A 26,241-nucleotide genomic window follows, 5' to 3' on the forward strand; every position below is an offset into this window, starting at 1 on the left:
TGAATCATCTAAAGACGGCCGACCTTTTGACTTGTGAGCTTACCTGGGCCGGGCGTACAATCAAATAAGCATGAATCTCACCTAGTTAGTCACCGAGGTTACTTTAAAACGCTGCAATGATCGTGCAGGAGGGTCATCTGGAAGTATCGTAGAAGTATCGGAGTTCTACTAACTAAGACCGGGTCATAAGTTAAAGCTCACGACAATGAGACTAGAGTACGGATTGCACGCGCATATACAGATAACTGACCTCGAAATCCTGCGCCGGAGAGTTTTCTTGCACCTCACCGCCGACGATGATGTGCTCTTGAACCGCTGCAGGGGGTTCATCGAAGCGGAACTGGAGCAGATCATCACGGAGTACCTTGCGGCCCAGGCGCGCTTCGAGGAAATGGCGGATTACCTGAAGGACGACGCGGTGCTCCGACGCCTGCGCAGCGCCGAACGACGCTACGTGCTCGGCCTTTTCTGCGGTCACACCGGCCACAGTTACGTAACCAACCGGCTGCGCATCGGGCTGGTGCACCGGCGGGTCGGGATCGCCCCACAGCTCTACCTTGCGGCGGTGAAGACCCTGAAGGACATCATCTACCGGGTCTTCGAGCGCCACATCGCCGACCACGAGCGGCTCGACCGCACGGCCCGCGCCCTGGAGAAGCTCATCTACTTCGACATCACCTTGGTCTTCGACAGCTACCTGCGCAGCCTGTTGGGGGAAATCGAGCAGGCACGCACGAGCGCCGAGAGCTATGCGCTGAGCCTGGAGCTGCAGGTGGCGGAGCGGACCGAGCAGTTGGAGGAGAAGGTGATCCAGCTGGAGCGCGCGCTGGCCGCGGTGAAACGTCTGGAAGGTGTGATTCCTATCTGCGGAGTCTGCAAGAAGATCAGAAACGATAAGGAGAGCTGGCAGCAACTGGAGCAGTACATCTCCGAGCATTCCCAGGCGCTGTTCAGCCACGGGCTCTGTCCGGAGTGCTATCAGCGGCAGATGCGCGCCCTGGAGGGGCTCAGCGAGGACGACGAGGAGAGTAAAACCTGAGAGATCGACGGGCGCCGTTCAGGACGAACGGCGCTGGTTCCGGCTCTGCACCAGATTCCCTTCGGCGGCGGGGGACCAGGGGAAATCGGAGAGGTGCTCGGCCAGGTCTTCCTTGAGGTACCGGTTCACCCGGTTGACGAGCAGGACCGAGCAGATCGCGATGGGGAGCGTGTAGATGAAGACGCCGGTGAGCCCCATCAGCTTCTCCCCTATGTAGAAGGTGACCGCCAGGTTGAAGGCAATCACGCAGAGGTAGAGAAAGGGGGCGTAGAACGAGCGGTAGGGAGCTTTTGCGACCCCGGCCGGTTTTTCCGGTTCCTTGACGAAACGGTCGATGAGCTGCAGGGCCGCGACCAACAGGGCACTCACCAGCCACCACCCGAGGTAGTTGGAAAGCGGCACGCCGAAGTGGGTGCCGACCTCGCGGTATCCGTAGATCTGCCCCAGGAACCAGCGCCTCCCCTGCAAGGCGACGGGATCGGTGACGATGTCCAGGAACACCTGGAAGAGCGACCCGAGGAGGAGGACCGAGAAGGAGCGGCGCAAGCGGTGGGTTTCCAGGGAGACCAGGTCGCGGCGGATCCGCTTCAGGGGAGAGATGACCAGCAGTGCCGTGCCGTAGCTGCAGTAGGTGAGGAACACGTAGGAGAGCGAGTCAAAAAACGGCACACCGGCGATCCAGAGTTCGTCGTTACGGGTGGTGTCGATGTAGTAGTACCAGCCGTAGGGGAAGCCGTTGTTGATCGAGGAGACTTCCGAAGCGAAGGCGATCAGGTAGCCCGCCACCGTAAACCAGATGGTCTTGCGCCAGCCTAGGTGCAGCACCGCCGCCACCAGGTAGCTGGCGAAGAAGGCGAAGACGTAGGGGCGCATGGTGACGGTGCCGACCAGGATGTGCAGGATGTCGTGCATTGCGAACCTTTAACAGGGATAACGGGATAAACAGGATAAAACCTAAAAGAACAGGGATGAATGGGATAAAAGGGATAAAGACTGGTTTTCCATCCCATTAATCCCATTCATCCCTGTTTGATCGGGGTTATCCTCTTACTCCCTGTCTAGAAGAGCGTACCGATAATGGAGCCCAACACCGAGATCGGGCCGGTGTCGCCCAGGCCCTCCATGGCGCGCTCCGCCTTTTTCAGGGTCGCCGTGGTGTCGCGGTACAGGTTGTCCTCGTTGATCAGCTTGCCGATGGTCCCCTGACCGGAGTTCACCTTGCGCGCGATCTCGCCGATGTCCTTGGAGGCGTCGTTCAGCCGGTTGTACATGGTGTCGTCGTTCACCAGCTTGCCGATGGTCCCCTCGCCGCGGTTGATCTTCGCGGTGATCTCGTTCACGTTCTTCATCCCGGCGTTGAGATCCTTCACCCCGGTCTTGAGGTCGGCCACCACCGCGGTGGCGTCCTTGTAGAAGGCGTCGTCGTTCACCAGCTTGCCGATGGTCCCCTCGCCTCTCTGGATCTTCGCGGTCACCGCGTTCAGGTTCGCCATGGTGGCGCTGGTGTCGCTGTAGAGCTTCTTGTCGTTGAGCAGCAGGGCCAGCGACCCGTCGCCGCGGTCAAGCTTCGCCGTGATGCTGTTCAGGTTGGCCACCGTCCCCTTCAGGTTCCCGCGGTTTTCCTCCAGCATCGCCGAAATCTTCTTGAGCACGTCGTCCTGGTTCTTGTTCAGGCTGGTGATGAACGCCTTGGCGTCCTTGGTCAGGTCGCTTACGTTGTCGACGATGATGTCGATGTTGGCAACGTCCTTGCCGGTCACCGTACTCCCCGGCTGCAAAAGCGGCGCGCTCGGGGTGCCGAAGGAGAGCCCCAGGAACTGGCCGCCCAACAGGTTGGTGAGCCTGAGCCCCGCCACGGTGTCGGTATGGACCTGGGTCCCCGGTTTCACCTCGAAATCGATCTGGATCTTGTCCGAGAGGATCGATATCTTGGTGATGCGACCGACGTCGACACCGGCCAGGCGCACCGGATCACCGACCTTAAGACCGGTGATGCTGGTCAGGAAGGTCTTGTAGGGTACGTTCTTCTCAAAGGGATTCCACTTCTCCCCCACCTCGAGCAGGATGCCGAGTACGATCAGGCCAATCAAAAAAAACATGCCGACTTTTTTCTCTACCGAGAGAGCCATGGGCAGTAACCTCCGGAAATACACGAGACACGCGGGTGCCTCACTACAAGAAGCGGTACGGGCTACATGAGGAGCCTGGTCAGGATGTAGTCAGCGACCAGGATCAACATGAAGGAGAGGACCACGGAACGGGTGGTGGATTCGCCGATCCCCCGGGCACCGCCCGAGGTGCTGAAGCCGACGTAACAGGCAACCAGCGCGACCAGCGAACCGAAAACGACCGCCTTGGTGAGACCGATGCCGATCTCCTTGATTTTAAGGGCGGCGGTCAGGCTGTCGTAATAGGTGGAGTACGAGACGAAGATCTGCGGGTGCAGGTTGCTGATGAGCGCCCCGCCGATGATCCCGATGCAGTCCGAATAGATGACCAGGGCCGGAACACAGATCAGGCAGCCGATGAAACGCGGCATGGCGAGGTAGCGCACCGGGTCGATGTCGAGGGTGCGCAGCGCGTCGATCTCCTCGTACACCGTCATGACCCCGAGCTCCGCGGTCATCGCCGAACCAACGCGGCCGGCAACCAGGAAGCTCGTCATGACCGGCCCCAGTTCGCGCACCATGGAGTGCCCGACGATGGCGCCGATGATGTTCTGGCCGCCGTACTTGTTGAGCTCCACGCCGGTCTGCAGGGCGAGCACCATTCCGACGAAAAAGGACATCACCGAGGCGACGGGAAGGGTGTCGGCACCGATAATGGCCATCTGGGTCAGGATGCTCGGCACGTTGCGATGTGCCTCCCTGAAGTAGTAGAAGATTCTCCCCTGCAGGATGACCATTTCGCCCAGCACCTGGTTGAAATAGAGGATCCTCTTGCCGATGCGTCCTACGAATTCTGTCACGTCCCCCCCCATTTCAGGCCGAAGGGGAGCCAGAAGAGGCTGAGCTCATGCTCGTCGCCCTCGTGCTTCAGGCTCACCAATCCTTTAAGCAGTTTCAGGTCCCGCGCCTTGGTGGTGCGGCGGTAGGAGATCAGCGGGAACAGCTCGTAGGCGAGTTCCGGTCCGCGACGCTCCTCCCAGAACAGGTTCCAGAGGATCGAGGTGGCGGAGTTGCCGCTTTCGTCCCAGTGCCGCTGGTAAAGGCGCCACAGGGGAGCCCAGTTTTCCTCGATCCCCTCCTTGTCCAGGATCGATTCGACCGGTGCCGGGAAGGAGAAGCCCGATACCCCCTCGGGACTCTTGGTGTAGAGAAACAGCGGCCACATGGCGGTACGCCGTCGGGTGCTGCCGTCCTTGGGCCACATTTCACGGTTGTCCCGGAACAGGAAGTAGAGCACCCGGTCCTGGTCCTGGTTGAAGATGTCCGAGTGCATCTGCTCGCGTTTGAACAGAGGCCACAGGTACCAGGTCTTCTCGGCGCCCGGACGCTCGTCGTGCGCGTAGAGCGGCAGGAAGCTGTTGGCGTTTCGCTTTTCGCCGCGCACCGTGGTGATGAAAGGCCAGAAGTAATCGACTTCCTTGTACTGCTTGTCCCGGTCCTCAGTGTACCCGAAGAACGGCCACAGGTAAGTGCGCGAGGTTTTCTTGGGCGAATCGGTCCGGGAGTAGATCGGGAACAGGGTCGCCTTGTCGGTCGGGTTGTCGGTGTTCATCCCGGTCGTCTCGCTGGTGTAGAAGGGCCAGAGCACGAAGCGCTTCCGGTACACCCCCTCCTTGTGCGACTGCCCGTAGAGCGGGAACACCTCGAAGCCGGTCTCGTTCTCGCCGCTCGTGGTGGAGAAGATCGGATAGAGGTAGTGCTTCGTCGTGGTGCCGCGATTCACTGTGGAACCGTAGAGCGGGAACATGACCATGTGGTACTCGTCACGCCAGAACCGGTCGTAGATGTCACCGTAAAACGGGATGAAGGCCCGATACTTGCCGCGTTTGGGAGACTCCCCGGCTACGTAGAACGGCAAAAGCGTCGTGGTGCCGTTTTGCTTGTCCCCCTCCTCCTTGCGGAAGTTGGAGACCTGGAACAGCCGCATCACCTCGTAGGTATCGGAGTCGGGCGTGTTCTCGTGAAAGGCGGCCGGGTACAGGAAATAGGTGGAGTGCGCGGTCCCCTTGCTGCGGTCCTTGCGATAAAAAAGCGGTCGGAATGCGGTATCCCGGTCCTCCCCCTTGTTCTGGAACTTGAAGATCGGGCCGAGCAGCGAGAGGTTACTGTACCCCTCCGCCGGGCTGGTCCGGTAATCCACCAGCGGCCAGAGGGTGAAGATGGTCCCCTGGCCCTGTGGGCTGGCCTGGGCAGTCTGCACCGGTTGAGCCGGTTGAGCCGGTTGAGCCGGTTGAGCCGGTTGAGCCGCGCTGGAGTCCTGAGCTGCCAGCGCCGGTTGAATCAGGGCGCAGAGGGTAATCAGAACAGCTATATGTGTCGTAATACGGGACATGACTCTCTGGGCAACGGTTCGTGGTGCGAAATAACTAGCGATACTAACTGCTGCTATTAGGGGTAGTCAATCAAATAATGCCGCCTGGCGGTATTCGCTAACCCCTTAATGACCGCAGCTCGATTGCCGGCCCAGGTTGCACGGCAGCGCTCCTGGATGGGGAAAAGAAAAGGCAGGGGACCTCTCGGTCCCCTGCCCCGTTACAACGAACAGCGCCAAGGCTCTTCGGCAGTCTGCCCAGAGTCTCGAGCTGCCCAGGCGGTGTGGCATCCTGGAATCAGTACTTGGTATCGGCGTAGTCGACCCAGCCGCCGGCCAGCACCAGCGCCTTGTCGAAGGGGGAGATTTCGAAGGAAACACTCTCCTCACGCCCGCCCCCCTTGATGGTAAGGCGCTGCCCCTCCACATCGATGGCGATGGAGGCATCGGCGACGTCGGCGTAGCCGAACAGCTTGTCGATCTGCCCTGCCGGGAGCTCGATGGCTGCCATGCCGCAGTTGAACATGTTCTGGCGGAAGATCCGGGCGAAGGACTCGGCGATGACGGCGGTGATGCCGTTCACCTCGAATACCCAGGGTGCGTGCTCGCGCGAGGAGCCGCAACCGAAGTTGGCGCGGGCTACCACGACGCCAGCGGAGCGGGTCTTCTCAGCTTTGGGATCGAAGCCCGGAAGTTTGAGGTCCTCCAGCAGGTAGGGCTTCAGGTCTTCCTTGGTGATCTCGGTGAGGTATTTCGCCGGGATGATCTCATCGGTGTTTATGTCGCTGCGGTCCAGAAAAAGTGCCGGGCCACCAAAAGTTTTCATAGTAATCTCCTTTTAGAATCAATGAACGATTGACAATGGACAATTGACAATTGAAGTCAAAGGCCTTGCTTCCATCCGGTATCAATCGTTCTGTCGTTAGGTTCGCACGAAGTCAATCGGCAAAGCAGTTGGAACCGAGGTTTTAATCGTCAATTGTCAACCGTCAATCGTCAATTGCCTTACAGGTACTTCCTCGGGTCTGCGAGCTTTCCTTCGATGGCCGAGGCCGCGGCAGTCGCCGGGGAGAGCAGGTGGACCATGCCCCCCTTGCCCATGCGCCCCATGAAGTTGCGGTTGGTGGTCGAGGCGCAGACTTCGCCTTCGGCCAGGACGCCGTTACTCATGCCGAGGCAGGCACCGCAGGTCGGGTTGGTGACGCAGAAACCTGCGGACATGAAGATCTCGATGAGCCCCTCGGCGTTGGCCTGCTGGTAGATATGCGGAGTGGCCGGCGACAGGATAGCACGCACGGTCGGGGCAATCTTCTTACCCTTCAGCACCTGGGCTGCGATGCGCAGGTCCTCGAGGCGGCCGTTGGTGCAGGAGCCGAGGTAGACCTGGTCGACAGGAGCGCCGGCCATCTCGGAGATCGGCTTCACCTGGTCCGGTTTGTAGCCGAAGGTGCAGAGCGGCTCAAGGTTTGAGAGGTCGAGGTCGATAACTTTGTCATACTCGGCATCCGCATCGGAAGCCCACACGCCGTACTCGGCCAGCGCCGCTTCCTTGGACGCGAAGTTTTCCGAGATAAAGGGCCAGAGGTACTCGACCGTGACCATGTCCGGTGCACAGATCCCGGAGGTGCCGCCCGCCTCGATGGCCATGTTGCACAGGGTCATGCGGGACTCCATGCTCATCTGGCCCACGATCGGGCCGCCGAACTCGATGACGCGGTCGGTGGCGCCGTTCACGCCGAGGTTGCCGATCACGTGCAGGATGGCGTCCTTGGCGAAGACCCCTTTGGGGAGGGTACCGTTCAGGTTCACCCGGATGGTTTTCGGCTCGCGGAAGGCGCAGACGCCCTTCAGGATGCCGACTTCGAGGTCGGTGGTCCCCACGCCAGCAGCGAAGGCCCCAAAGGCGCCGTGGGTGCAGGTGTGGGAGTCGCCCATGATTACGGTGTTGCCCGGACGGATGAAGCCCTTTTCGGGGAAGATCGCATGGCAGACGCCGTTGGCACCGATATCAAAGAAGTCCTTAATGTCGTGGCGGCGGGCCCAGTCGCGCAGCATCTTCGCCTGGGTGGCGGTCTTGGAGTCCTTGCTCGGGGTAACGTGGTCGATAACGGCTTTTATCTTGGTCGGATCGAAGACCCGATCCTTGCCGCGCGCCATCAGGTCGGCGATGGCGATCGGGGTGGTGATTTCGTGGCACATCACCACGTCTATTTTCAGTACCTTGGTCCCGGCAAACGGCTCATCGACCAGATGCGCGGCGAATATCTTCTGAGCAGTTGTCATACCCATAAGTAAAAGCTTCCTTTTATGTAAGTGGGATGGTTTTCTCTAGCGGTCACAATAAACCAAATAAGTGCCACAAATCAAACTAATCTTTGTTCAATTATATTAAACATTTGCCTGTGATAACAACCATGCTATAATCAGCCGACTCGACAACCGAAGGGAGCCCTAAATGCAACTGCGCTTTACCAGAACCAACGGAGAAGTAGACGACCTGATCGATGAGCTCCTTGAGAAAGCAGGTGATATTCACCACCCCCACCTGGTGCGGGAGATGATCCTCTCGGCCCTGAAGGCCGGGCAGGACACCGACTACCTCGCGGACCTGAAGCTGCTGAGCAACACCATGAAGGAGATGCGCTACACCACCTTGGTGTTTGCACCCTACCGCAACAAGAAGAAAGTCACCATCTTCGGCTCCGCGCGCACCATGTCCGACGAGCCGATGTACATCAAGTGCGCGCAGTTCGCCAAGCTCCTGTCCGACCACGGCTACATGATCATTACCGGCGGTGGCGGCGGCATCATGCAGGCCGGCAACGAGGGGGCCGGCAGCGAATCGTCTTTCGCGGCCAACATCCGGCTCCCCTTCGAGCAGAGCGCGAACTCGGTCATGCTGAAGAATCCCCGGCTCATCACCTACAAGTACTTCTTCAACCGCAAGGTGGCCTTCGTGAAGGAGGCCGATGCGATCGCCGTGTTCCCGGGTGGCTTCGGCACCCTCGATGAGGCAATGGAAGTCTTCACCCTGATCCAGACCGGGAAGACCTCTCCCAAGCCGCTGGTACTGGTGGACGACGAGGAGGGATACTGGGAGCATTGGTTCCGGTTTTTGAAGGAGCGTCTCCTGGTAGGCGGGTTCATCTCGCCGGAAGACTTCTCGCTCTTCACCATCACCAAGAGTTACGAGGAGGCGGTGCAGGTCATCGAAGAGTTTTACACCGTGTACCACTCGATCCGGTTCGTGAACGGCGACCTGGTGATCCGGTTGACCAAGGAGCTTGCACCGGAACAGATCGAGATGCTGGAAAACGAATTCCCCGAACTGCGCATGCCGGGAAGTCACATTCAGGCGGTGGCGGCACGTCCGGAGGAGGCCGACGAACCGGACCTGGTCGATCTGCCGAGAATAGCATTCCGTTTCCACCACCAGCATTACGGGCTACTCATCGCCTTTATCCGGCGGCTGAATACCTTCTAAACCCCCGAAGGTAGCGTAAAAACGGAAATGCAAGAAAAAAATTGTTTTTTAAATATTTTCTTGACAAGGTTATTATACCCTGTTAATTTTTACGCCAGCAGCTAGTTTCGGAAGTTTGTAGCGACGAAAAGCCAGAGAGAAGTCCCGCTTCCTTTGAGCCCTTTCATGCCGAAGAACTCTCCGGAAATTGCAGCAGAAACGTAGATCCGGCAGAGTACCGGAGGTCTGAAAAAGGAGGCAGGACAATGGCACAGGGCAAGGTTAAATGGTTCAACGACGCTAAAGGTTTCGGTTTCATCGAGCAGGAGAACGGCGAGGACGTATTCGTGCACTTCTCCGCAATCACCGGGGAAGGCTTCAAGTCCCTGGCCGAAGGCGAGTCGGTCTCCTTCGATGTGACCAACGGCCCGAAAGGTCTGCAGGCTGCTAACGTCAAGAAACTCGGCTAATCGAGCAACGACGCAGACAGCACAACAAAAAGGCCCCGCCGGAATCGGCGGGGCCTTTTTTTATGTGTTTGCTACGACAATTTCGGATCACGCGACAGGTGTTACTTTTAGAGTGAATATCCTTCTGGTTGAAGGATGTCACCTTTTCTGAAAAAGTTTCCACTTCCAGGCAAATGTTGTCACCTTTCTAAGGAAACAGCTCACTTCCCGAAATCTACATTCCCGATAAATGAGACACGATTAGTGTGCTAGCTTTCGGAAGCCTGTCTACGCAGCAATCGTAGTTGCTGTGCCACAAAGGCAGCAAGGCAACCGATCAACAGAGCGAGAGTCAGCATACCGTGTTCGACAGCAAACACGATCGGGGTGAGCAGAAGCCGGGTTATCAAGCGCAGCGTTTCATGACGGGCGATGAAGTTCGCGATCGGCGGGCTCACCTTGTAGTAGCAGGCCACGAAAAGGCGGCCGGGTGCGTTGGTCAACAGGTAGTGATCGCGGAATTCACGCAGCAGAGCCACCTTCGGGTGCAGGTAGCTTCCGTAAGCGGCGGTCGCGATGAAGCAGCCACCTCCTCCGCCGCCGGAAGTTGCAGCGGGGGTAACGGGAATGGGATCCTGAGCCGGAATAGCGAGAGCGTTGGCATCCAGCAAGCTACCATCCAGCGTGGTGGCACCGTCGGCCGGGAAGGTAAGTGCCACAGGTGCCTGCATGTTGCCGTTACCATTGTTGCAAACCAGCAGATAGACGGTCGCATCGGACGTGAACGCAGGGACTACTATGGACTGGGTACCCGCGTTGTACGGAATTTCCTGAGTCCCCAACGTGCTTACCTTGAAGGCCGTAACTGCCAACGACGAGGAGAGACCGGGGAAGGTAAGGGTGAGATCCTGCCCGTCGGCTGAGGATGGCAGGTACTTGTAATAGGCAAAGGTATAGGGCGTAGTCAGCACATTGATGGGGGCAACAATGCTGCCGTGTGCCGTAAAGGTTCGCACCTGGGGAACTGACACCGACGGGATGAGGCTAACTTCCCCTACGTGCGAGGACCAATCTTTCAGGAAAATTTTCTTCGCAAACCCGAAAAAATTGTTGCCGAGATTCTGGTTCAGCACCTGGTCGAGTACCGGCAAGGCTGCAATGTCGCTATGGTTGGATGGTGCCGCTACCGTCCCCAGCTGTTCCCAGAAAGACCGCACCACGGTCCGACTGCCGTGCAATTCGGCAAGATACCGGTTAAATATCCAGCGACCGTACGGGGAAAGATCGTTATTGAGCGGCTGATTGAGCGCAATGGTGTTGGTATCGGGAAGATAACTCACCAGGTAGCTGTAGAGCTGGTTGACCGAATCGTAGACCTCATCTTCCATCCAGGTGGAGGTCATCTCCGCATAATAGGGATCGAAATAGTAGTTGTAGCCGAACTGAATTGCGTGGTGGAATTCATGTGCCGCAGTCACCCTGAGGCTTTGCAGCGGGGTAAAGCTGCCGTATACCGGATCGGTAAAGCCATTGTCGATGGTGATGTAGGTCGGCACCGACTTCACCGGCAGCGGCGGAAATGAGGGGGAATAATAGTCCGAAGTGAACCCGTAGGCACTCTGCGAGGCAAGACTCTGAAGATATACGTGGTAGGTAGTCCCCGGAGGCGGCTGGTAGCCCATCTTGGTCACTTCGACGGAGTAGACGTATTCGAAGACCCCCGCAACCGTTTCCACCCAGTCCGGGACATTGTTGCCGTTGGCGTCGGTGAGGTTGGGTTTATCGGCACCGGTGGTCGCGTAGTGGATGGTAAAGTGTCCGTTCACCGGCACGCAGACCCTCTCGCCGGCGAGGACTGGTGGGGCCGCCATCACTTTTGCCAGGACCTTTTGAGTGGCCGGCTCAAGCTGGGCCCAGTCCCTGACGGCAGCATGCCTGACCATGGTAAGAGATCTATCCGCAAAGGGGACCGCGTTTTTGGCGACCACCCCTGTCGCGGCAGAACCGGCACCAGCGTACCCTGGAGCCAACCGCGCCAAATAGTAATCGTCAAGAGTCCCCGCAGCTGCAAACGCCGGCAGGAGCAGCACCAACAGTGTGAAAATCTGCCCGGTTATCGTTTTCACTCTCACTAATCCACCATCCTTTTGCCAACGCGTAATGAAATCATGGTGGTGACGCCCTCTGCGACGTTCACCTCGACATCTCCCCGACTGCCGGCCACCTGGTAGGTTCCTGCCGGCAGCACCGCCTGGAAAAAACCCTGTTCATCGGTCTGCGTACTCAAGACGAGTCGACTGCCCGAGCGAATCTCGACGGGTAACTGCGGATACAAAAGCGACCTTGGCCGCCCGGTCTTCAACTTCCCTCCCAATACCTCGGTGAAGCAGACCCCTACGATCGCCCCCATGCCATTGGGCAAAGGGACTTCCACCGGATCTCCCTTGGTTTGGACGACCGGGCGCATCCCAGTTTTGAGTGCGACGCTGGGAGATTGATCTCCTGACCTGCCGGGGACGAAATCTTTGCCGTCAAAGTGAAGGAATTTCCACTGCCCGGGCCGTCGTGCGGCTGCGTTCGCCGTCAAACAAATGACGGCCACCAAGGTTATGGTCAAAAATATCCGAAAGACAGAGGGCATGGCCGACTCCCGAGCGATACTTCTGCTACTGCGACGGGAAGCTATCAGCCCGAATCTGCATGACAGGCATCCTGTCACAGCAAGACGGGCAGCTTTAGGCAACTGGATATGAGCAATGAATGTGCCGAGAGTGAGACACAGATGGCAGAGACAGTATGGCGTAGCATCGCACAGGGAGAGGTGCAATAAAAGTAAAAAAATGTAAAAGGGGAGCCGGACGGGCTCCCCTTTTATCAGCTACCGGATATCTCGGCTAGAGCGGCTCGATGTCGCGCTCGGAGGCGAAGAACAGACGGTTCAGGGCATCGATATAAGCCTTTGCGGAGGCCTCGATGATATCGGTGGAGGAACCGCGGCCGATCACCACCCGCTCACCCTGCCCTATACGCACGGTAACCTCGCCCAAGGCATCGGTACCACCGGTCACCGAGCCGACGTTGTACTGTACCAGCCGGGCATCGCTCTTGGAGAGCTTCTTGATCGCCTTCAGGGTCGCGTCGACCGGGCCATCCCCCAGCTCCGCAGTGCGCACCTGCTCGCCGTCGATCTCCATCTGCACCGTCGCCGTTGCAACCGCGAAAGAACCGCAGGTAACGGTAATATGGGAGAGCTTGAACTTCTCGTTGACGCGCATCACCTCGTCGGCAACGATGGCGTCCAGATCCTCGTCGAAGACCTCTTTTTTCAGGTCGGCGAGCGCCTTGAAACGCTCGAACGCCTTGTTCAGGTTGTCGTCGTCCAAGTCGTGCCCCAACTCCTCGAGACGCTTCTTGAAGGCGTGACGGCCAGAGTGCTTGCCGAGAACGAGCGCGCTCGCCTTGAGGCCTACCGACTCGGGAGTCATGATCTCGTAGGTCGACTTGTCCATCAGCATGCCGTGCTGGTGGATCCCCGCCTCGTGGGCGAAGGCGTTGGCGCCGACGATGGCCTTGTTGGGCTGCACCACGATGCCGGTCACGCTGGTCAAAAGACGGCTTGCCGGGGTGAGTTGCTCGGTGATCACGTTTGTCTTGAAGGGGAGGATATCGCCACGGGTCCTGATGGCCATGACGAACTCCTCGAGCGAGCAGTTGCCGGCGCGCTCGCCGATGCCGTTGATGGTGCACTCCACCTGGCCGGCGCCCGCCTGCACGGCGGCGATCGAGTTGGCGACCGAGAGGCCCAGGTCATTGTGGCAGTGCACCGAGAGGATCGCCTTGTCGATGTTGGGGACGTTGTCCTTCAGGTACTTGATGATGTTGAAATACTCGAAGGGAATGGTGTAGCCCACGGTGTCGGGGATGTTCACCACCTTGGCGCCGGCATCGATGACCGCGCCCACCACCTCCGCCAGGAACTTCAGTTCGGTGCGCACGGCGTCCTCACAGGAGAACTCCACGTTCGGGGTGTAGCCGCAGGCCCTCTTCACCCCTTTGACCGCGGCCTCGAGCACCTGGGCCGGGGTCATCTTCAGCTTGTACTTCATGTGGATATCGGAGGTGGCGATGAAGGTGTGGATGCGTCCACGCTCCTCGGCGTACTGCAGCGCCTCCCAACCCCGGTCGATGTCCTTGAATCCCGCACGGCACAGGCCGGCAATTTCCGGCCCCTTGATGGTCTGCGCGATCTTTTTGACCGCCTCGAAATCACCCTCGGAGGCGATCGGAAAACCGGCTTCGATGACGTCCACATTGAGCTTCTGCAGCTGACGGGCGAGGCGAAGTTTCTCCTCGATGTTCATGCTGGCACCGGGGGACTGCTCCCCGTCTCTGAGTGTGGTGTCGAAGATCTTGATCGTTCTCGGTTCCGTTGTTGTCACGTCTCTACCCCCTGTTGATGGTTGACCATCCAGATGTTCATGTGAGTGCGGCATCTGGGAAATTAATTATTACAGAGATCCGGGAAAATACCAGTGATGGAGCCAGTTTACTGCACAATTAGCAGCTGCCCCGCGCACATAAAAAAAGCCTCCGCCCCAGCAAGGGGCGAAGGCTTTGGAAGCTTCCGCGGTACCACCCTTATTCATCCGCCCGACGACGGACCTCGTTGTGCCCTTTACGCGGGCTGACGTCCGCAGCTACCTCCAGCCCTCCCGCATGCCCAAGGACACCGGTGGAACAGTTCTCGCTGCGGCGGCTCAAAGGCGAGTTCACCTTGCTTCCCCACCGGTTTGCACCACCCACCGGCTCTCTGTAGAGGAAGGAGAAGGCTACTACTCCTCGTCACTGCCTTTCAATTTCGGGGAATCATAAGAAAAACCCCCGACGGGTGTCAAGGGGTTTTTCGGTGCGGCTGTTTTATTTTGATGCAGCAAAACTTTGGTGCAGCGAACAAGAACCCCCGTCTTTTACTCCCCCTCTCTTGACGGGAAGGGGGCAGGGGGTGGGTGAAGCTGCCATCTGCGCATCGGTGGCTCTTCCCCCTCACCTGTCCCTCTCCCGCAAGGGGAGAGGGGACGTAGTATCAACGGGTAGGAGGATTGCAGAGGTTACGGCTGTTTGCGCAGGTCCTCGTGCCCCTTGTGCAGCGCCTTCTCCAGCCTGCGGCGGCGCGGCCAGGTCATCAGGAACCCGATCGGGCCGGAGGCGATGTAGCAGATGAAGATGGTGAACAGCATGATCACCGGCTCGGCGGCGATGACGATCAGCAAGAGCACCGCGAGGACCAGGAAGGCAAAGGGCTGCCGCTTGATGAGGCTCGGGTCCTTGAACGAGTTGTAGCGCACGTTGGAAACCATGAGCAGTGCCAGGAAGTAGATCAACACCAGGATGGCGACCCGGTTATAGGAGCTCGGCCACCCCATATGGTAAAAGAGGAGCACGGTCGCCGAGACCATGCTGGCCGAGGCAGGGGTGGGGAGTCCCACGAAGCGCCGGCTCTCCACGGTCTCGACCTGGACGTTGAAGCGCGCGAGCCTGAGTGCCGCGCAGACCAGGAGCAGGAAACCGGCCAGCCACCCTAGCCGCCCGAACGGTTTCAGCGCCCAGCAGTACATGAGCAGTCCCGGAGCGGCACCGAAGGAGACCACGTCGGCCAACGAGTCGAACTCGACGCCAAACTTGCTGGCGGTGCCGGTAAGCCGCGCCACCTTGCCGTCCAGGCCATCGAAGATCGAGGAGGCCAGGATCCAGAGGGCAGCGGTCCGGTAGTCGCCGTTCACCGTAGAGACCATGCAGTAAAAGCCCGCGAACAGGCTTCCCGCGGTAAACAGGTTGGGAAGGATGTAGATCCCCTTGCGCATCCCCTCCCGTTCGATTTTCACTTTGTCTTCGCTCACGGCAGTAGCCCCAGGACGGTCTCTCCGGCAACCGTTTTCTCGCCCATGGCAACCTTGACCTTGGTGCCGAGCGGCAGGTAGACATCGAGTCGGGAACCGAAACGAATGAGACCGTAACGGCGCCCCCGGGTCAGCAGGTCGCCGACCTTGGCATAGCAGACGATGCGGCGCGCGATGAGACCTGCCACCTGGACGACCACCAGTTTCTGGCCGGGGCTCGTCTCAAGCACCAGCCCCTGCTGCTCGTTCTCGAACGTGGCCCGCTCGTCGCGCACATCGTAGAATTTACCCTTGGTATAAAAGCTGTCCAGCACCCGCCCGGTTACCGGCGCGCGGTTCACGTGGACGTTGAACACGGACATGAAGATGCTCACCTTCTCCATTTCGGTCTGGGTGTGCGGCTCGACGACCTTACCGGAGAAGATCACGACCCCGTCCGCCGGTGCGATGACCCCCTGCTCCAGATTCGGGGTAGCACGCTCCGGGTTTCTGAAGAAGAACACGATGAAGGCGGAAAGGAGGCAGAAAAAACCAGCGGCTGCGAAGAAACCGGCGTGCAGCTTAACCCCGAGCAGTGCGAAAAGGACGGTGAGCGCCAGGGCTCCGAAAATGAACGGGTACCCCTCGGCAGCGATCGGGGTATTGGTATTGCGCATCTAGTTACCTCATAAACGGTGATGAGAGCGTGAAGCTCGGGCAGTCGTGCGGCAAAGGGCGCGACTGCTAACAGGGTACTGCACGGGAATGGAAGGCGGCAGGGCTGCCAGGTGCGGGTCTTGCGGCGTAAACAAAAAGGCCGTTGCCGGGCCCCCCGCACTTCAAACGCGGAGTATAGCCCGAAAACGGCCTCTCATGCAATCTTTGATTTGTTTTGCTTCGTTATCCCTTCCAGCCCCGGGCGCCGCGCCCGATCACCACCGGACCGGTGCTCACCAACTCCTTAAGTCCGAGCGGGCGCAGGAGTTCCACCATGGCCGCGACCTTCGCCGGCGCCCCGGTCGCCTCCAGGGTGTAGGACTTCGGCGTAACGTCGATGACCTTGGCCCGGAAGATGTCGGCGATGCGCAGTACCTCGGCGCGGCTTTCGTCCTCGGCGGAGACCTTGACCAGAACCATTTCGCGTTCGATGGCGTTTTCCGGTTCGAAGTCGATGACCTTGATGACGTCGATCAGCTTGTTGAGCTGCTTGGTGATCTGCTCGATAATCTGCTCATCCCCGCGGGTCACCAGCGTGATGCGCGAGAGTGATTCATCGTTGGTGGGAGCAACCGTAAGCGAGTCGATATTGAAGCCGCGCCCGGAAAAAAGGCCCACCACGCGGGACAGCACGCCGAATTCGTTTTCCACGAGGACTGCAATGGTATGTCTCATAAACCCTCCAAATTCAATTGACAATTGACAATGGACAATTGACAACGAGGTTCGATGATCTCAATGGACAATTAACGATAGACAATTGACAAAGAGACTCAAATTTTATCAGTACCGCATGCGAGTTGCGGCAGTGGATGGCCCAAGGCAAGAAACGGTCAATCGACTAAGAGACAAGGTTTTCATCGTCAATCGTCAACGGTCCATTGTCAATTGCTTAGGTAAGTACCATCTCGGTGAGCGACGCCCCTGCCGGAACCATCGGGAGCACCTTCTCTTCCCGGGCCACCTTGAACTCCATGAGTACCGGTCCCTCGATTTCGAAGGCCTTCTTGATGACAGCATCTACCTCGTCGACCTTGCTGGCCTGCAGACCTACCGCACCGAACGCCTCGGCGAGCTTGATGAAGTCGATGGGGAGCTCCATGCAGGTCGACGAGTAGCGCTTGTCGAAGAAGAGCTCCTGCCACTGGCGCACCATCCCCAGGAAATTGTTGTTGAGGATGACAATCTTCACGTTGAGCCGGTTCTGGACCAGGGTGGCCAGCTCCTGCATGTTCATCTGGAAGCCGCCGTCGCCACAGACCGCCAGCACCTGGCGCTCGGGGAAGGCCGCCTGGGCCCCCATGGCCGCGGGAAGGCCGAAGCCCATGGTGCCGAGGCCGCCGGAGGAGAGCAGGGTCCGGGGACGGGTGAACTGGAAGAACTGTGCGACCCACATCTGGTGCTGGCCCACGTCGGTGGCCAGGATGGCGTCGGGGGCGGAGAGCGCACGCAGGCGCTGGATGACGTACTGCGGCTTGATCGTCGAGCCGGTCTGCTTGTAGGTGACCGGATGTTTCGACTTCCACTCGTTGATCTGCTCGATCCAGGGGGCGAGGTTCTGTTTCAGGGTCTCGACCTCTGCCTTGTGCTTGTCCACGGTCTTGAGCATGCGGATCAGCACCTCGCGCACGTCCCCGACGATGGGGAGGTCGACGCGCACGTTCTTCTTGATCGAGGTCGGATCGACGTCGATGTGGATGATCTTCGCATGCGGTGCGAAGGCCGCGATCTTGCCGGTGACCCGGTCGTCGAAGCGGGCCGCCACCGCAATCAGGAGATCGCAGTTGGAGACCGCCATGTTGGCGCAGTAGTGACCGTGCATGCCGAGCATCCCCAGCGACAGGTCGTCGTCCTCGGGGAAGGAGCCCAGGCCGTTCAGGGTCATGGTGACCGGGATGCCGAGCTGGTGCGCGAGCTTGGTCAGCTCATCCGCCGCATTACCGAGGATCACGCCGCCACCTACGTAGATGACCGCCTTCTTGGTCTGCAGCATCACGTCGACCGCCTTCTCGATCTGCTTGGGGTGCCCCTCGACGGTCGGCTTGTAGCCGCGGATCTCCACGCTCTCCGGATACGCGAACTCGGTCTGGGCGATCTGCACGTCCTTGGGGAGATCGACCAGCACCGGGCCGGGACGGCCGGTACGGGCGATGTAGAAGGCCTTCTTCATGATGAGCGCCAGGTCCTTGACGTCCTTCACCAGGAAGTTGTGCTTGGTGCAGGGGCGGGTGATGCCGATGATGTCGGCTTCCTGGAAGGCGTCGTTGCCGATCAGCGCGGTCGGGACCTGCCCGGTGATGATCACCATCGGGATCGAGTCCATGTAGGCCGTGGCGATGGCCGTGATGGTATTGGTAGCCCCCGGTCCCGAGGTGGCGATGGCGACGCCGACCTTGCCGGTGGCTCGCGCGTAGCCGTCGGCGGCATGGACGCCGGCCTGCTCGTGGCGGGGCAGAATATGTTTGATCTCCTTGAAGGAGAAGAGCTCGTCATACAGGTTGATGACGGTACCTCCGGGATACCCGAAGATGGTGTCAACACCCTCCCGTTTCAAACATTCCAGCAAAATTCGTGCGCCGTTCAACTTCATAAACCCTCCTCAAGAAAAACCGTGAATGTCCCCTTCTGTAAAGGGGCACGTTGTCACCCCTTGGTAAAGGGGCATCATGCTCCCCCCTCGGTAAGGGAGGAGTGCCAAGTGTTCCGACCTTCGGTTTAACCTCTACTGCTGCCTTTGCTGCTACTCCGCCGTGGTGATCGCGCCGGTGTGGGCCGAGGTGACGACCTTGGCGTAACGGGCGAGCCACCCCTTCTTGATTTTGGGTTCCGGAGCTACCCAGCGGCTGCGCCGTTCAGCCAGCACCTCGTCGCTCACCATGAGTTTCAGGGAGCGCGCCGGGATATCCAGCACGATCGCGTCGCCGTCCTCGACCAGTGCGATCGGACCACCCACCGCGGCTTCCGGAGAGATGTGCCCGATGCAGGGGCCACGGGTACCGCCGGAGAAACGGCCGTCGGTGATGAGCGCCACCGAGTCACCGAGGCCAAGCCCCATGAGTGCCGCCGTGGGGGCGAGCATCTCGCGCATCCCCGGCCCCCCCTTGGGACCTTCGTAGCGGATCACCACCACGTCGCCGCTCTTCACCACGCCACCCATCATTGCTGCCATGGCCTTCTCTTCCGAGTCGAAGCAGCGGGCGGTACCGGTAAATTTCATCATGGCATCGGAGACGCCGGACTGCTTGACCACGGCACCCTTGGGGGCGATGTTGCCGAAAAGGACGGCGATGCCACCCTCCTTCTTCACCGGTTTGTCGAGCGGGCGGATCACCTCGTCATCCACCCCGGCCAGCGAGGCGGCGAGCTGATGCGTAGTGAGACCGAAGACGGTCGGGCAGTCGTGGATCTTGTCCCCCAGCTGTTTCATGACACCGGCGACACCGCCGGCAGCGTCGAGATCCTCCATGAAGTGCTCGCCCGCCGGGTTCATCGAGGCGATCTGCGGGGTCTGCTTGGAGAGGATGTCGAAGGTTTCCAGCGGCAGCTCCACCTCGGCCTCGCGGGCGATGGCCAGAAGGTGCAGCACGGTATTGGACGAGCCACCCAGGGCGAGGTCGACGCGGATGGCGTTCTCGAAGGCCTCGCGGGTCAGGATGGAGCGCGGGGTGATGTTCTGGTGCACCATGTCGACGATGCGCTCACCGGAGGCGAAGGCGATGCGGCGCTTTAAGGCCGAGACTGCCAGCGCGGTGCCGCAGCGCGGCAGGCTCATCCCCATGGTCTCGGTGAGGATGGCCATGGTGTTGGCAGTGAAGAGCCCCTGGCAGGAACCCATGCCCGGGCAGGCGTTTTCTTCGCAGCGGGCCAACTCCTTGTCGTCGATGACGCCGGCCTTGTAGCGGGCCATCGCCTCGAAGGTGTCGGTGACGAAGGAGTACTTGCGCCCGGCGTCCCCGCGGCCGCTCATCATCGGACCAGCGGTGACCACGATGCAGGGGATGTCGAGGCGTGCCGCCGCCATCAGCATGCCCGGGGTGATCTTGTCGCAGTTGGTCAAGAGTACCAGGCCGTCCAACCGGTGCGCCTCGGCAACCGATTCCACCATGTCCGCGATGAGTTCGCGGGTCGGCAGCGAGTAGTGCATCCCCTTGTGCCCCATGGAGATGCCGTCGCAGACCCCGGGGATTCCGAAGAAGAAGGAGTAACCGCCACCGGTGTGCACCCCTTTCTCGATGAACCGCTCCAGGTCGCGCATGCCGACATGGCCGGGGATGAGGTCGGTGAAGCTGGTGGCGATGCCGATGAACGGCTTGCCCATCTCGCTCTGGGGCAGGCCGGTTCCTTTGAGAAGCGCGCGGTGCGGAGTGCGCTCAAGTCCTTGGGTGATAGTATCGCTGCGCATAAAACCCCTCGTAAGGCCGGCTCACCTTCTGTTTGAAGTGGATAAACCGGCAGTTGGTCTGGTTGAAAAAACGCTGTATTTCAGCGTGGTTAAATTAGTATGAAGGGACAACATAATACATTAAGTGTGAGGTGTCAACAGGCGATAAAACGCCGTTAACACAATAAGGGAGTAAAAAGATAAATTTGGGTGTTTTTAGGCAGGAGGGGACTGGCTCCGTCAGGTTCCTGTCCCCTTTTCTCGTTGAGAGCTTTAGGCTGCTTCCCTGCGGCGCTTGGCGATTTCGGCTTCGGAGGCGCGCAGGTAGCGGGGGTTCAGCAGGGGAAGCGGTATGAAGTTTTCAGCCAGTGCATCATTGAGGGCCAGGGTGGCCCCGGCAGCGGCGCGCGGCAGGTGGCAGTGCCAGGCGGGGAAGATGGCAAGCTCGCCGAGGGTAGCCTCGATCAGTTCACGGTAGCGCAGGGCGCCCTCCCCCAGGAAAACGGTGGGGGCTTCGATGCTGGCGAGAAAATCCTTGGGGGGCAGGACTGCATCGTCCCTCAGCGGCTGGGCGAGGTCGGTCACCCGGTAGAGACCCGCGTAGACCTCCTGTTTCCTCGCATCGAACAGGGGTGCCACCTGGCAGGCGCAGTGCGGCAGGTTCATGGCGAGCATGGCAAGCGACGAGAAGCCGAGCGTCGGTTTGCCAGTAGCGAGCGCAAGTCCCTTGACCATGGCGATGCCGACCCGGACTCCGGTAAAGGAACCGGGACCGAGCGAGGTGGCAAAGGCATCCAGGTCATCGGGGGTAAGCCCGGCGGCGGCCAGGAGTTTGTCGATTGCGTCCGGCAGGCGCCCGGAACTGCTGCGGTCCTCGCCAAGGATGCTCTCGCCGAGCAAGGTCGCACCGTTACTTAAGGCTACCGAGGAACAGTTGCTGGAGGTATCTATGGTGAGGATCTTCAAGGGGAACCTTTGCTCGAGATTGGTGACTCGGTTCAGCTTTTCCGACTGATTCCAACTCCCCCTCGCCCTCCGGGAGAGGGGTTCCACGTCCCGGTTAAGGAGCAGACGGCAATCTCAGGGAGTCAGAGTCCGTACACTTTACGCCTTGCTCATGATCATGCGGGCGATGTCGTTGTAGAAGGCGAGGGTCATCAGGCTGATCAGGAGCACGAGACCCACCTGCTGCGCCACTTCGCGGGCCTTTTTGCTGACCGGGCGGCCGATGATGAGCTCGATGATGAAAAATGCCAGGTGACCGCCGTCCAGAACCGGCACCGGCAAGAGGTTCAAGACACCGAGGTTGATGGACAAAAGTGCCACGAAGGCGAGGAAGTTGATCCCCCCCGCGGCCGCCTGCTGGCCTGCCATCTTCACGATCATGATCGGCCCGCCGATGGTGTCGAGCGGAATGGCACGCTCCACCAGCCTCACCAGCGAGAGCACGGTGAGCTTGATCACGTTCCAGCACTGGGCAGTCCCCTTCTGGATCGCCTCGAGCGGCGGGAAGTGATCGATGACCGTGTCACCGGCCGAAACCACGCCGACGATGGGCTGGGTCACCGTCTCGCCCAAGAGGTTCTTCGCGGTACGGCTCTCCGGCACCATGGTGAACGTCTTGGCCTCCTGGCCGCGCTTCACCTGGAGTTCCAGCGGTGCAAGCTTCCCTTCGGCGATGATCTTGGCGAACTCGTCCCAGCGGTTGACGGCTTTGCCGTTTACCGCGGTGATCAGGTCACCCGCCAGGAGACCTGCTTTGGCCGCCGGTTTTCCCGGCATCACTTCACCGACCTTGGTGGTGACCGCAGGGACTCCCATCAGGTAGATGACGATGAAGATCAAAAGCGCGAAGAGGAGGTTGAACACCGGCCCCGCCGCAACGATGGCGATTCTCTGCAGGGGCGACTTCTCGGCGAAGGACTGCTTGAGTTGCTCCTCGGAGACCTCGGCGTCCTCCCCCTCCCCCACCATTTTTACGTAGCCCCCCAGCGGAAGTGCGGAGAGCAGGTACTCGGTCTCGCCCACCTTCTTGCCGATGATCTTGGGGCCGAAACCAAGGGAAAATTTCTCCACTCCCACGCCGCAGCTCTTGGCGAGCAGAAAGTGCCCCAGTTCGTGAATGAATATCAGCACCCCAAGGGCGATGATCGCAAAGATGATACTCATAAGGTTTCCCTCTCAGATGACGCGATGCCTAGGATGCGCCGGTGTGGGAAAAGCGATATAAAGTTGGCTCTCGTTACCTGCTTACTGTGCACTATCTCCAGGACCAATTCAATCCTTTTAGCTACGGCTGCGGCACGCCCAGAACTTCGCGCGCGGTGCGGCGTCCCCAGAGGTCGGCCTCGAGGACCTCCTCGATGGAGTTGAGCGCGTGCGGGGTGTGCAGGTTCATGACCTTCTCGATCGACTCGGCGATGGCCATGAAACCGATGCGTCCCCCCAGGAAGGCGTCGACGGCGATCTCGTTGGCCGCGTTCATGACGGCCGGCATGCTCTCGCCGGACTCGGACGCCTGGTAGGCGAGCCTCAGTGCCGGGAAGCGGTCCAGGTCGGGGTTGAAGAAGGTAAGCCCGGAAAGCGTGGTGAGGTCGAGCGGCTTCACGCCGGACGGGATGCGCGCCGGGTAGGTGAGCGCGTAGGCGATGGGCCCCTTCATATCGGGAACTCCGAGCTGCGCCATCACGCTGCCGTCCACGTACTCCACCATCGAGTGGATGATGCTCTGCGGATGCACGTTGACGTCGATCCGGGAGACCGGGATGTCGAAGAGCCAGCGGGCCTCGATGACCTCGAGCCCCTTGTTCATCATGGTGGCAGAGTCGACGGTGATCTTGCGTCCCATGCTCCAGTTCGGGTGGTTGAGAGCGTCGGTCACCGTGGCGTTGGCCAGGCGGTCGCGGGACCAGTTCAGAAACGGCCCGCCCGAGGCGGTCAGGATCACGCGGGAGATGTCCTGGTCGCGGTGTCCCACCATGGACTGGAACACGGCACAGTGCTCGCTGTCCACCGGGTAGAGCTTGACACCCTTCTCGCGCACCATGTTCATGACCAGGTGGCCGGCAGTTACCAGGGTTTCCTTGTTGGCGAGCGCCACATCCTTGCCTGCCATGATGGCTGCCGCGGTCGGCACCAGGCCGGCGGCGCCCACGATGGCGGCCACCACCATAGTGGTTTCGGCGGCGGTTGCAGCGGCGATCATGCCAGCGACGCCGTGCAGGATCTCCGGCTTCTTGCCGGTGAGCATCTTCTTGAGGGTGCGCGCCTTGTGCTCGTTGAGCACCGAGACGACCTCGGGGGAGTACTTCTCGATCTGCTCCTTGAGGAGTTCCATGTTGGAGCCGGCGGTCAGCGCGACCACCTTGAACATGTCGGGCTGCGCCGAGACGACGTCGAGCGTGCTGACGCCGATGGAGCCGGTGGAGCCGAGAATGGTGAGTTTTTTCATAGTACCCTCTTGGACGTTCAAACCGGTGCCCCCGCCTGAAGCAGAGTCCGGTCAATCGCAGGTGTGTGTTACAACTTCTACGGCTCTCCCGCCCCCTTGGCGGGGGTGGGGGGGCTTAAGCGACGGCAGCTTCGCCTAGCGCAGCAGGAAATAGGCGTAGTAAAACGCGGCCGGGCCGGCGAAGAGGATGCTGTCCAACCGGTCCAGTATACCGCCGTGCCCCGGGAAGATGACGCCGGAATCCTTCACGCCACAGCTTCTCTTGATGAGCGACTCGAAGAGATCGCCCAACTGTCCCAGCACTCCCAGTACCAGGGCCGTCGCCACGCAGTCGACAGGGGTAAGCTCCGGGAAGAAGATCGCCTTGGCCACGAAGGCACCGGCGACGCTCCCGGCCAACCCGCCCAGGGATCCTTCCACACTTTTTTTGGGGCTGACCGCCGGGTAGAGCTTGGTCTTGCCGAAAGAGCTCCCCACGTAGTACGCGGCGGAATCGCCGGTCATCACGATCACCATGATCAGGAAGAGCCAGGGGATGCCGTGCGGCAGCATGCGGATCAGGATGAGGTGGGAAAGCAAAAGCGGCACGTAGAGGAACCCCATGAGAACCAGGGCACTGTCGGCCGCGGCCTGCGGGATCTCCTTCAGCCTGAACAGGGCGATGAGCGCAAACCCCAGGACAAGGGCGGTGAAGGTCATGAGTGGAACGATGGGGCTGCCGGAGAAGACCGTGAAGACCGAGCAGGCTCCCGCCAGGGCGGCGACGCGCCCCTCCCCCCTGCGGGTCGGAAGCGTCATCCGGTAGAACTCGTCCAGGCCGGCGAGCGCAATCAGAAAGATCAACAGGGAAAACTGGAACGCCGTGGCCTTCAGGGTGAACAGGATGACCAGCGGCAGCAGTATGGCGGCGGTGATTAGTCGTTGGATAGCGCACTCCTTGACGTGCGGGGGATCCCGACGCAAACGGGTTTAGTCGACGTCTTCCTTGCGCAGCTGATCGCTGGTCTTGCCGAAACGGCGCTCGCGGGCCTGGTAGGCACGGAAGGCACGGGCCAGTTCGTCGCGATCGAAGTCGGGCCAGTTCACCTCGGTGAAGTAGAGTTCGGCATAGGCCAGTTGCCAGAGCAGGAAGTTGCTGATGCGCATCTCGCCGCTGCTTCTGATCAAGAGGTCGGGATCCGGGATCCCGGCGGTGAAGAGCCGCCCGGAGAAGATCTGTTCGTCGATTGCTTCGGGGTCCAGGTGGCCGGCCGCCGCGTCGAGAGCCAGGCGCCGGGCGGCGGAGACGATCTCCTGGCGTCCGCCGTAGGAGAGCGCCAGGGTGAGCAGCATCCCGGTGTTCCGGGAGGTCTTCTCGATGGCAGCCTCGATCTCGCGGTTGATGTCCTCGGGTAGGTCGGCGCGGTTGCCGATCACGTTGAAGCGGATGTTGTTCTGCATCATGCGGGCGATCTCGGCGCGGATGTACTGCTTCAAAAGCGCCATGAGCGCCTTCACCTCCGCCTTGGGACGCAGCCAGTTCTCCGCCGAGAACGCGAACAGGGTAAGGTAGCGGATACCCAGCCGGGAGCATTCCTCGACGATCACCCGGACCGTTTCCACCCCCTTCTGGTGTCCGACGATCCGGCGCAGCATGCGGCTTTTGGCCCAGCGCCCGTTGCCGTCCATGATGACGGCCAGGTGCACCGGGAGGTTCTCCGGCTTTAACGTATCCATACCCACCCTAGAAACAAAAAATCCCCAACGCTGGGGGTTTACGCAAAAAGTGGTGCTGCGGCAACCGGTTAAACGGGCGGGGGAACCAGGGGGCACCCCGCCCGTTCTGCGGTTAGATCTCCATGACCTCTTTTTCCTTGTGCTGCTGTACCTCGTCCACCTTGGCCACGTGGGCGTTGGTGGAATCCTGCACGTCTTTCTCGGCGCGCTTCAGCTCGTCCTCGGAAATCGCCTTGTCCTTCTCGAGCTTCTTCAGCTTGTCGATGGCGTCGCGGCGGATGTTCCTGAGGGCCACCTTGGCCTCCTCGGCGTCGCGCTTCATCTGCTTCACGATGTCCTTGCGGCGCTCCTCGGTGAGGGGCGGCAGGGACAGACGGATCACCTTGCCGTCGTTGGCCGGGGTGAGCCCGAGGTTCGAGTTGAGGATGGCCTTCTCGATGACCTGGATCATCTTGGGTTCCCAGGGCTGGATGGTGATGGTGCGCGGCTCCGGGACCGAGAGGGTGGCCACCTGGCTTACCGGCGACGGGGTGCCGTAGAAGTCGACGCGCACGTCGTCCAACAGGCTTGAGTTGGCGCGGCCGGTACGTACCCGCTGGTATTCCTTCCTGAGAGCGTCGATGGTCTTGTCCATGTGGACATTCATGTCGGCGATAACGTCCTTGATCAT

23 protein-coding genes and 1 other annotated feature are annotated in these 26,241 nt (G+C 60.2%); of the genes, 3 read left to right on the forward strand and 20 right to left on the reverse strand.

The genetic code is table 11. From position 1 onward, the window contains the following. The first annotated feature begins 205 nt into the window (after positions 1-205). Positions 206-1,039: a protoglobin domain-containing protein gene (locus tag H7688_RS07575; RefSeq protein ID WP_281379423.1), complete on the forward strand. Its 834-nt coding sequence runs from the start codon at positions 206-208 to the stop codon at positions 1,037-1,039. Positions 1,040-1,057: 18 nt separating this feature from the next. Here the strand turns inward: H7688_RS07575 and H7688_RS07580 are convergent, their stop codons facing one another. The 6 genes from H7688_RS07580 to H7688_RS07605 form a co-directional block, all read right to left on the reverse strand. Next, positions 1,058-1,951 (reverse strand): carotenoid biosynthesis protein, encoded by an 894-nt coding sequence (locus tag H7688_RS07580; protein WP_183360472.1) that lies wholly within the window; start codon positions 1,949-1,951, stop codon positions 1,058-1,060. 146 nt (positions 1,952-2,097) lie between these two features. After that, positions 2,098-3,168, reverse strand: a complete 1,071-nt coding sequence (locus H7688_RS07585) for an MlaD family protein (protein WP_183360473.1) — start codon at positions 3,166-3,168, stop codon at positions 2,098-2,100. Positions 3,169-3,230: 62 nt separating this feature from the next. Then, entirely contained in the window at positions 3,231-3,944 is a 714-nt protein-coding gene (locus H7688_RS07590; protein ID WP_371873137.1) for an MlaE family ABC transporter permease, read from the reverse strand. Positions 3,945-4,003: 59 nt separating this feature from the next. Further along, a complete protein-coding gene (locus H7688_RS07595; RefSeq protein ID WP_183360475.1) occupies positions 4,004-5,539 on the reverse strand; it encodes a hypothetical protein in 1,536 nt (511 codons plus the stop codon). A gap of 277 nt (positions 5,540-5,816) precedes the next feature. Further along, positions 5,817-6,344 (reverse strand): 3-isopropylmalate dehydratase small subunit, encoded by a 528-nt coding sequence (locus tag H7688_RS07600; protein WP_183360476.1) that lies wholly within the window; start codon positions 6,342-6,344, stop codon positions 5,817-5,819. Between the two features lie 179 nt (positions 6,345-6,523). Next, complete coding sequence (locus H7688_RS07605) at positions 6,524-7,807, reverse strand: 3-isopropylmalate dehydratase large subunit (RefSeq protein ID WP_183360477.1); 1,284 nt, start codon at positions 7,805-7,807, stop codon at positions 6,524-6,526. 166 nt (positions 7,808-7,973) lie between these two features. Between H7688_RS07605 and H7688_RS07610 the strand changes: the two genes are divergently transcribed. Both H7688_RS07610 and H7688_RS07615 read left to right on the forward strand, forming a co-directional pair. Continuing rightward, positions 7,974-9,002: an LOG family protein gene (locus tag H7688_RS07610; protein WP_183360478.1), complete on the forward strand. Its 1,029-nt coding sequence runs from the start codon at positions 7,974-7,976 to the stop codon at positions 9,000-9,002. 245 nt (positions 9,003-9,247) lie between these two features. Continuing rightward, positions 9,248-9,451 (forward strand): cold-shock protein, encoded by a 204-nt coding sequence (locus H7688_RS07615; RefSeq protein WP_183350568.1) that lies wholly within the window; start codon positions 9,248-9,250, stop codon positions 9,449-9,451. Positions 9,452-9,699: 248 nt separating this feature from the next. On the opposite strand, the gene H7688_RS07620 is transcribed toward H7688_RS07615, so the two are convergent. The 14 genes from H7688_RS07620 to frr all read right to left on the reverse strand — a co-directional run bounded on the left by H7688_RS07620 (position 9,700) and on the right by frr (position 26,241). Further along, on the reverse strand, positions 9,700-11,556 hold the full coding sequence (locus H7688_RS07620; RefSeq protein ID WP_183360479.1) for an MXAN_6640 family putative metalloprotease: 1,857 nt from the start codon (positions 11,554-11,556) through the stop codon (positions 9,700-9,702). 5 nt (positions 11,557-11,561) lie between these two features. Continuing rightward, positions 11,562-12,071, reverse strand: coding sequence for a hypothetical protein (locus tag H7688_RS07625; protein WP_183360480.1), 510 nt, complete (start codon positions 12,069-12,071; stop codon positions 11,562-11,564). A 253-nt stretch (positions 12,072-12,324) separates the two neighbouring features. After that, positions 12,325-13,869 (reverse strand): 2-isopropylmalate synthase, encoded by a 1,545-nt coding sequence (locus tag H7688_RS07630; protein ID WP_246329744.1) that lies wholly within the window; start codon positions 13,867-13,869, stop codon positions 12,325-12,327. A gap of 159 nt (positions 13,870-14,028) precedes the next feature. Next, positions 14,029-14,285: a binding site (T-box leader), on the reverse strand. A 253-nt stretch (positions 14,286-14,538) separates the two neighbouring features. After that, the gene (gene pssA, locus H7688_RS07635; protein ID WP_183361014.1) at positions 14,539-15,291 is read right to left on the reverse strand and encodes a CDP-diacylglycerol--serine O-phosphatidyltransferase; all 753 of its coding nucleotides are present in this window, start codon (positions 15,289-15,291) and stop codon (positions 14,539-14,541) included. A 32-nt stretch (positions 15,292-15,323) separates the two neighbouring features. Beyond that, positions 15,324-15,983 carry a phosphatidylserine decarboxylase family protein gene (locus H7688_RS07640; RefSeq protein WP_183360482.1) on the reverse strand — a complete coding sequence of 220 codons (660 nt, stop codon included), beginning with the start codon at positions 15,981-15,983 and terminating at the stop codon, positions 15,324-15,326. A 223-nt stretch (positions 15,984-16,206) separates the two neighbouring features. Continuing rightward, positions 16,207-16,698 carry an acetolactate synthase small subunit gene (ilvN, locus tag H7688_RS07645; protein WP_183360483.1) on the reverse strand — a complete coding sequence of 164 codons (492 nt, stop codon included), beginning with the start codon at positions 16,696-16,698 and terminating at the stop codon, positions 16,207-16,209. A gap of 217 nt (positions 16,699-16,915) precedes the next feature. Further along, on the reverse strand, positions 16,916-18,613 hold the full coding sequence (gene ilvB, locus H7688_RS07650; RefSeq protein WP_183360484.1) for a biosynthetic-type acetolactate synthase large subunit: 1,698 nt from the start codon (positions 18,611-18,613) through the stop codon (positions 16,916-16,918). Positions 18,614-18,763: 150 nt separating this feature from the next. Further along, complete coding sequence (gene ilvD, locus H7688_RS07655) at positions 18,764-20,425, reverse strand: dihydroxy-acid dehydratase (RefSeq protein ID WP_183360485.1); 1,662 nt, start codon at positions 20,423-20,425, stop codon at positions 18,764-18,766. A 252-nt stretch (positions 20,426-20,677) separates the two neighbouring features. Then, a complete protein-coding gene (gene tsaB, locus H7688_RS07660) occupies positions 20,678-21,370 on the reverse strand; it encodes a tRNA (adenosine(37)-N6)-threonylcarbamoyltransferase complex dimerization subunit type 1 TsaB (protein WP_183360486.1) in 693 nt (230 codons plus the stop codon). A 138-nt stretch (positions 21,371-21,508) separates the two neighbouring features. Beyond that, positions 21,509-22,573, reverse strand: coding sequence for an RIP metalloprotease RseP (rseP, locus tag H7688_RS07665; RefSeq protein ID WP_183360487.1), 1,065 nt, complete (start codon positions 22,571-22,573; stop codon positions 21,509-21,511). A gap of 121 nt (positions 22,574-22,694) precedes the next feature. Further along, positions 22,695-23,855, reverse strand: coding sequence for a 1-deoxy-D-xylulose-5-phosphate reductoisomerase (locus tag H7688_RS07670; protein WP_183360488.1), 1,161 nt, complete (start codon positions 23,853-23,855; stop codon positions 22,695-22,697). Positions 23,856-23,990: 135 nt separating this feature from the next. Then, a complete protein-coding gene (locus tag H7688_RS07675) occupies positions 23,991-24,782 on the reverse strand; it encodes a phosphatidate cytidylyltransferase (RefSeq protein WP_183361015.1) in 792 nt (263 codons plus the stop codon). Between the two features lie 42 nt (positions 24,783-24,824). Then, positions 24,825-25,571, reverse strand: coding sequence for an undecaprenyl pyrophosphate synthase (gene uppS, locus H7688_RS07680; protein WP_183360489.1), 747 nt, complete (start codon positions 25,569-25,571; stop codon positions 24,825-24,827). 112 nt (positions 25,572-25,683) lie between these two features. Next, entirely contained in the window at positions 25,684-26,241 is a 558-nt protein-coding gene (frr, locus tag H7688_RS07685) for a ribosome recycling factor (protein WP_183360490.1), read from the reverse strand.

It is taken from the genome of Geomonas limicola (genome assembly GCF_014193675.1).
GTDB classification, from domain to species: Bacteria; Desulfobacterota; Desulfuromonadia; order Geobacterales; family Geobacteraceae; genus Geomonas; species Geomonas limicola.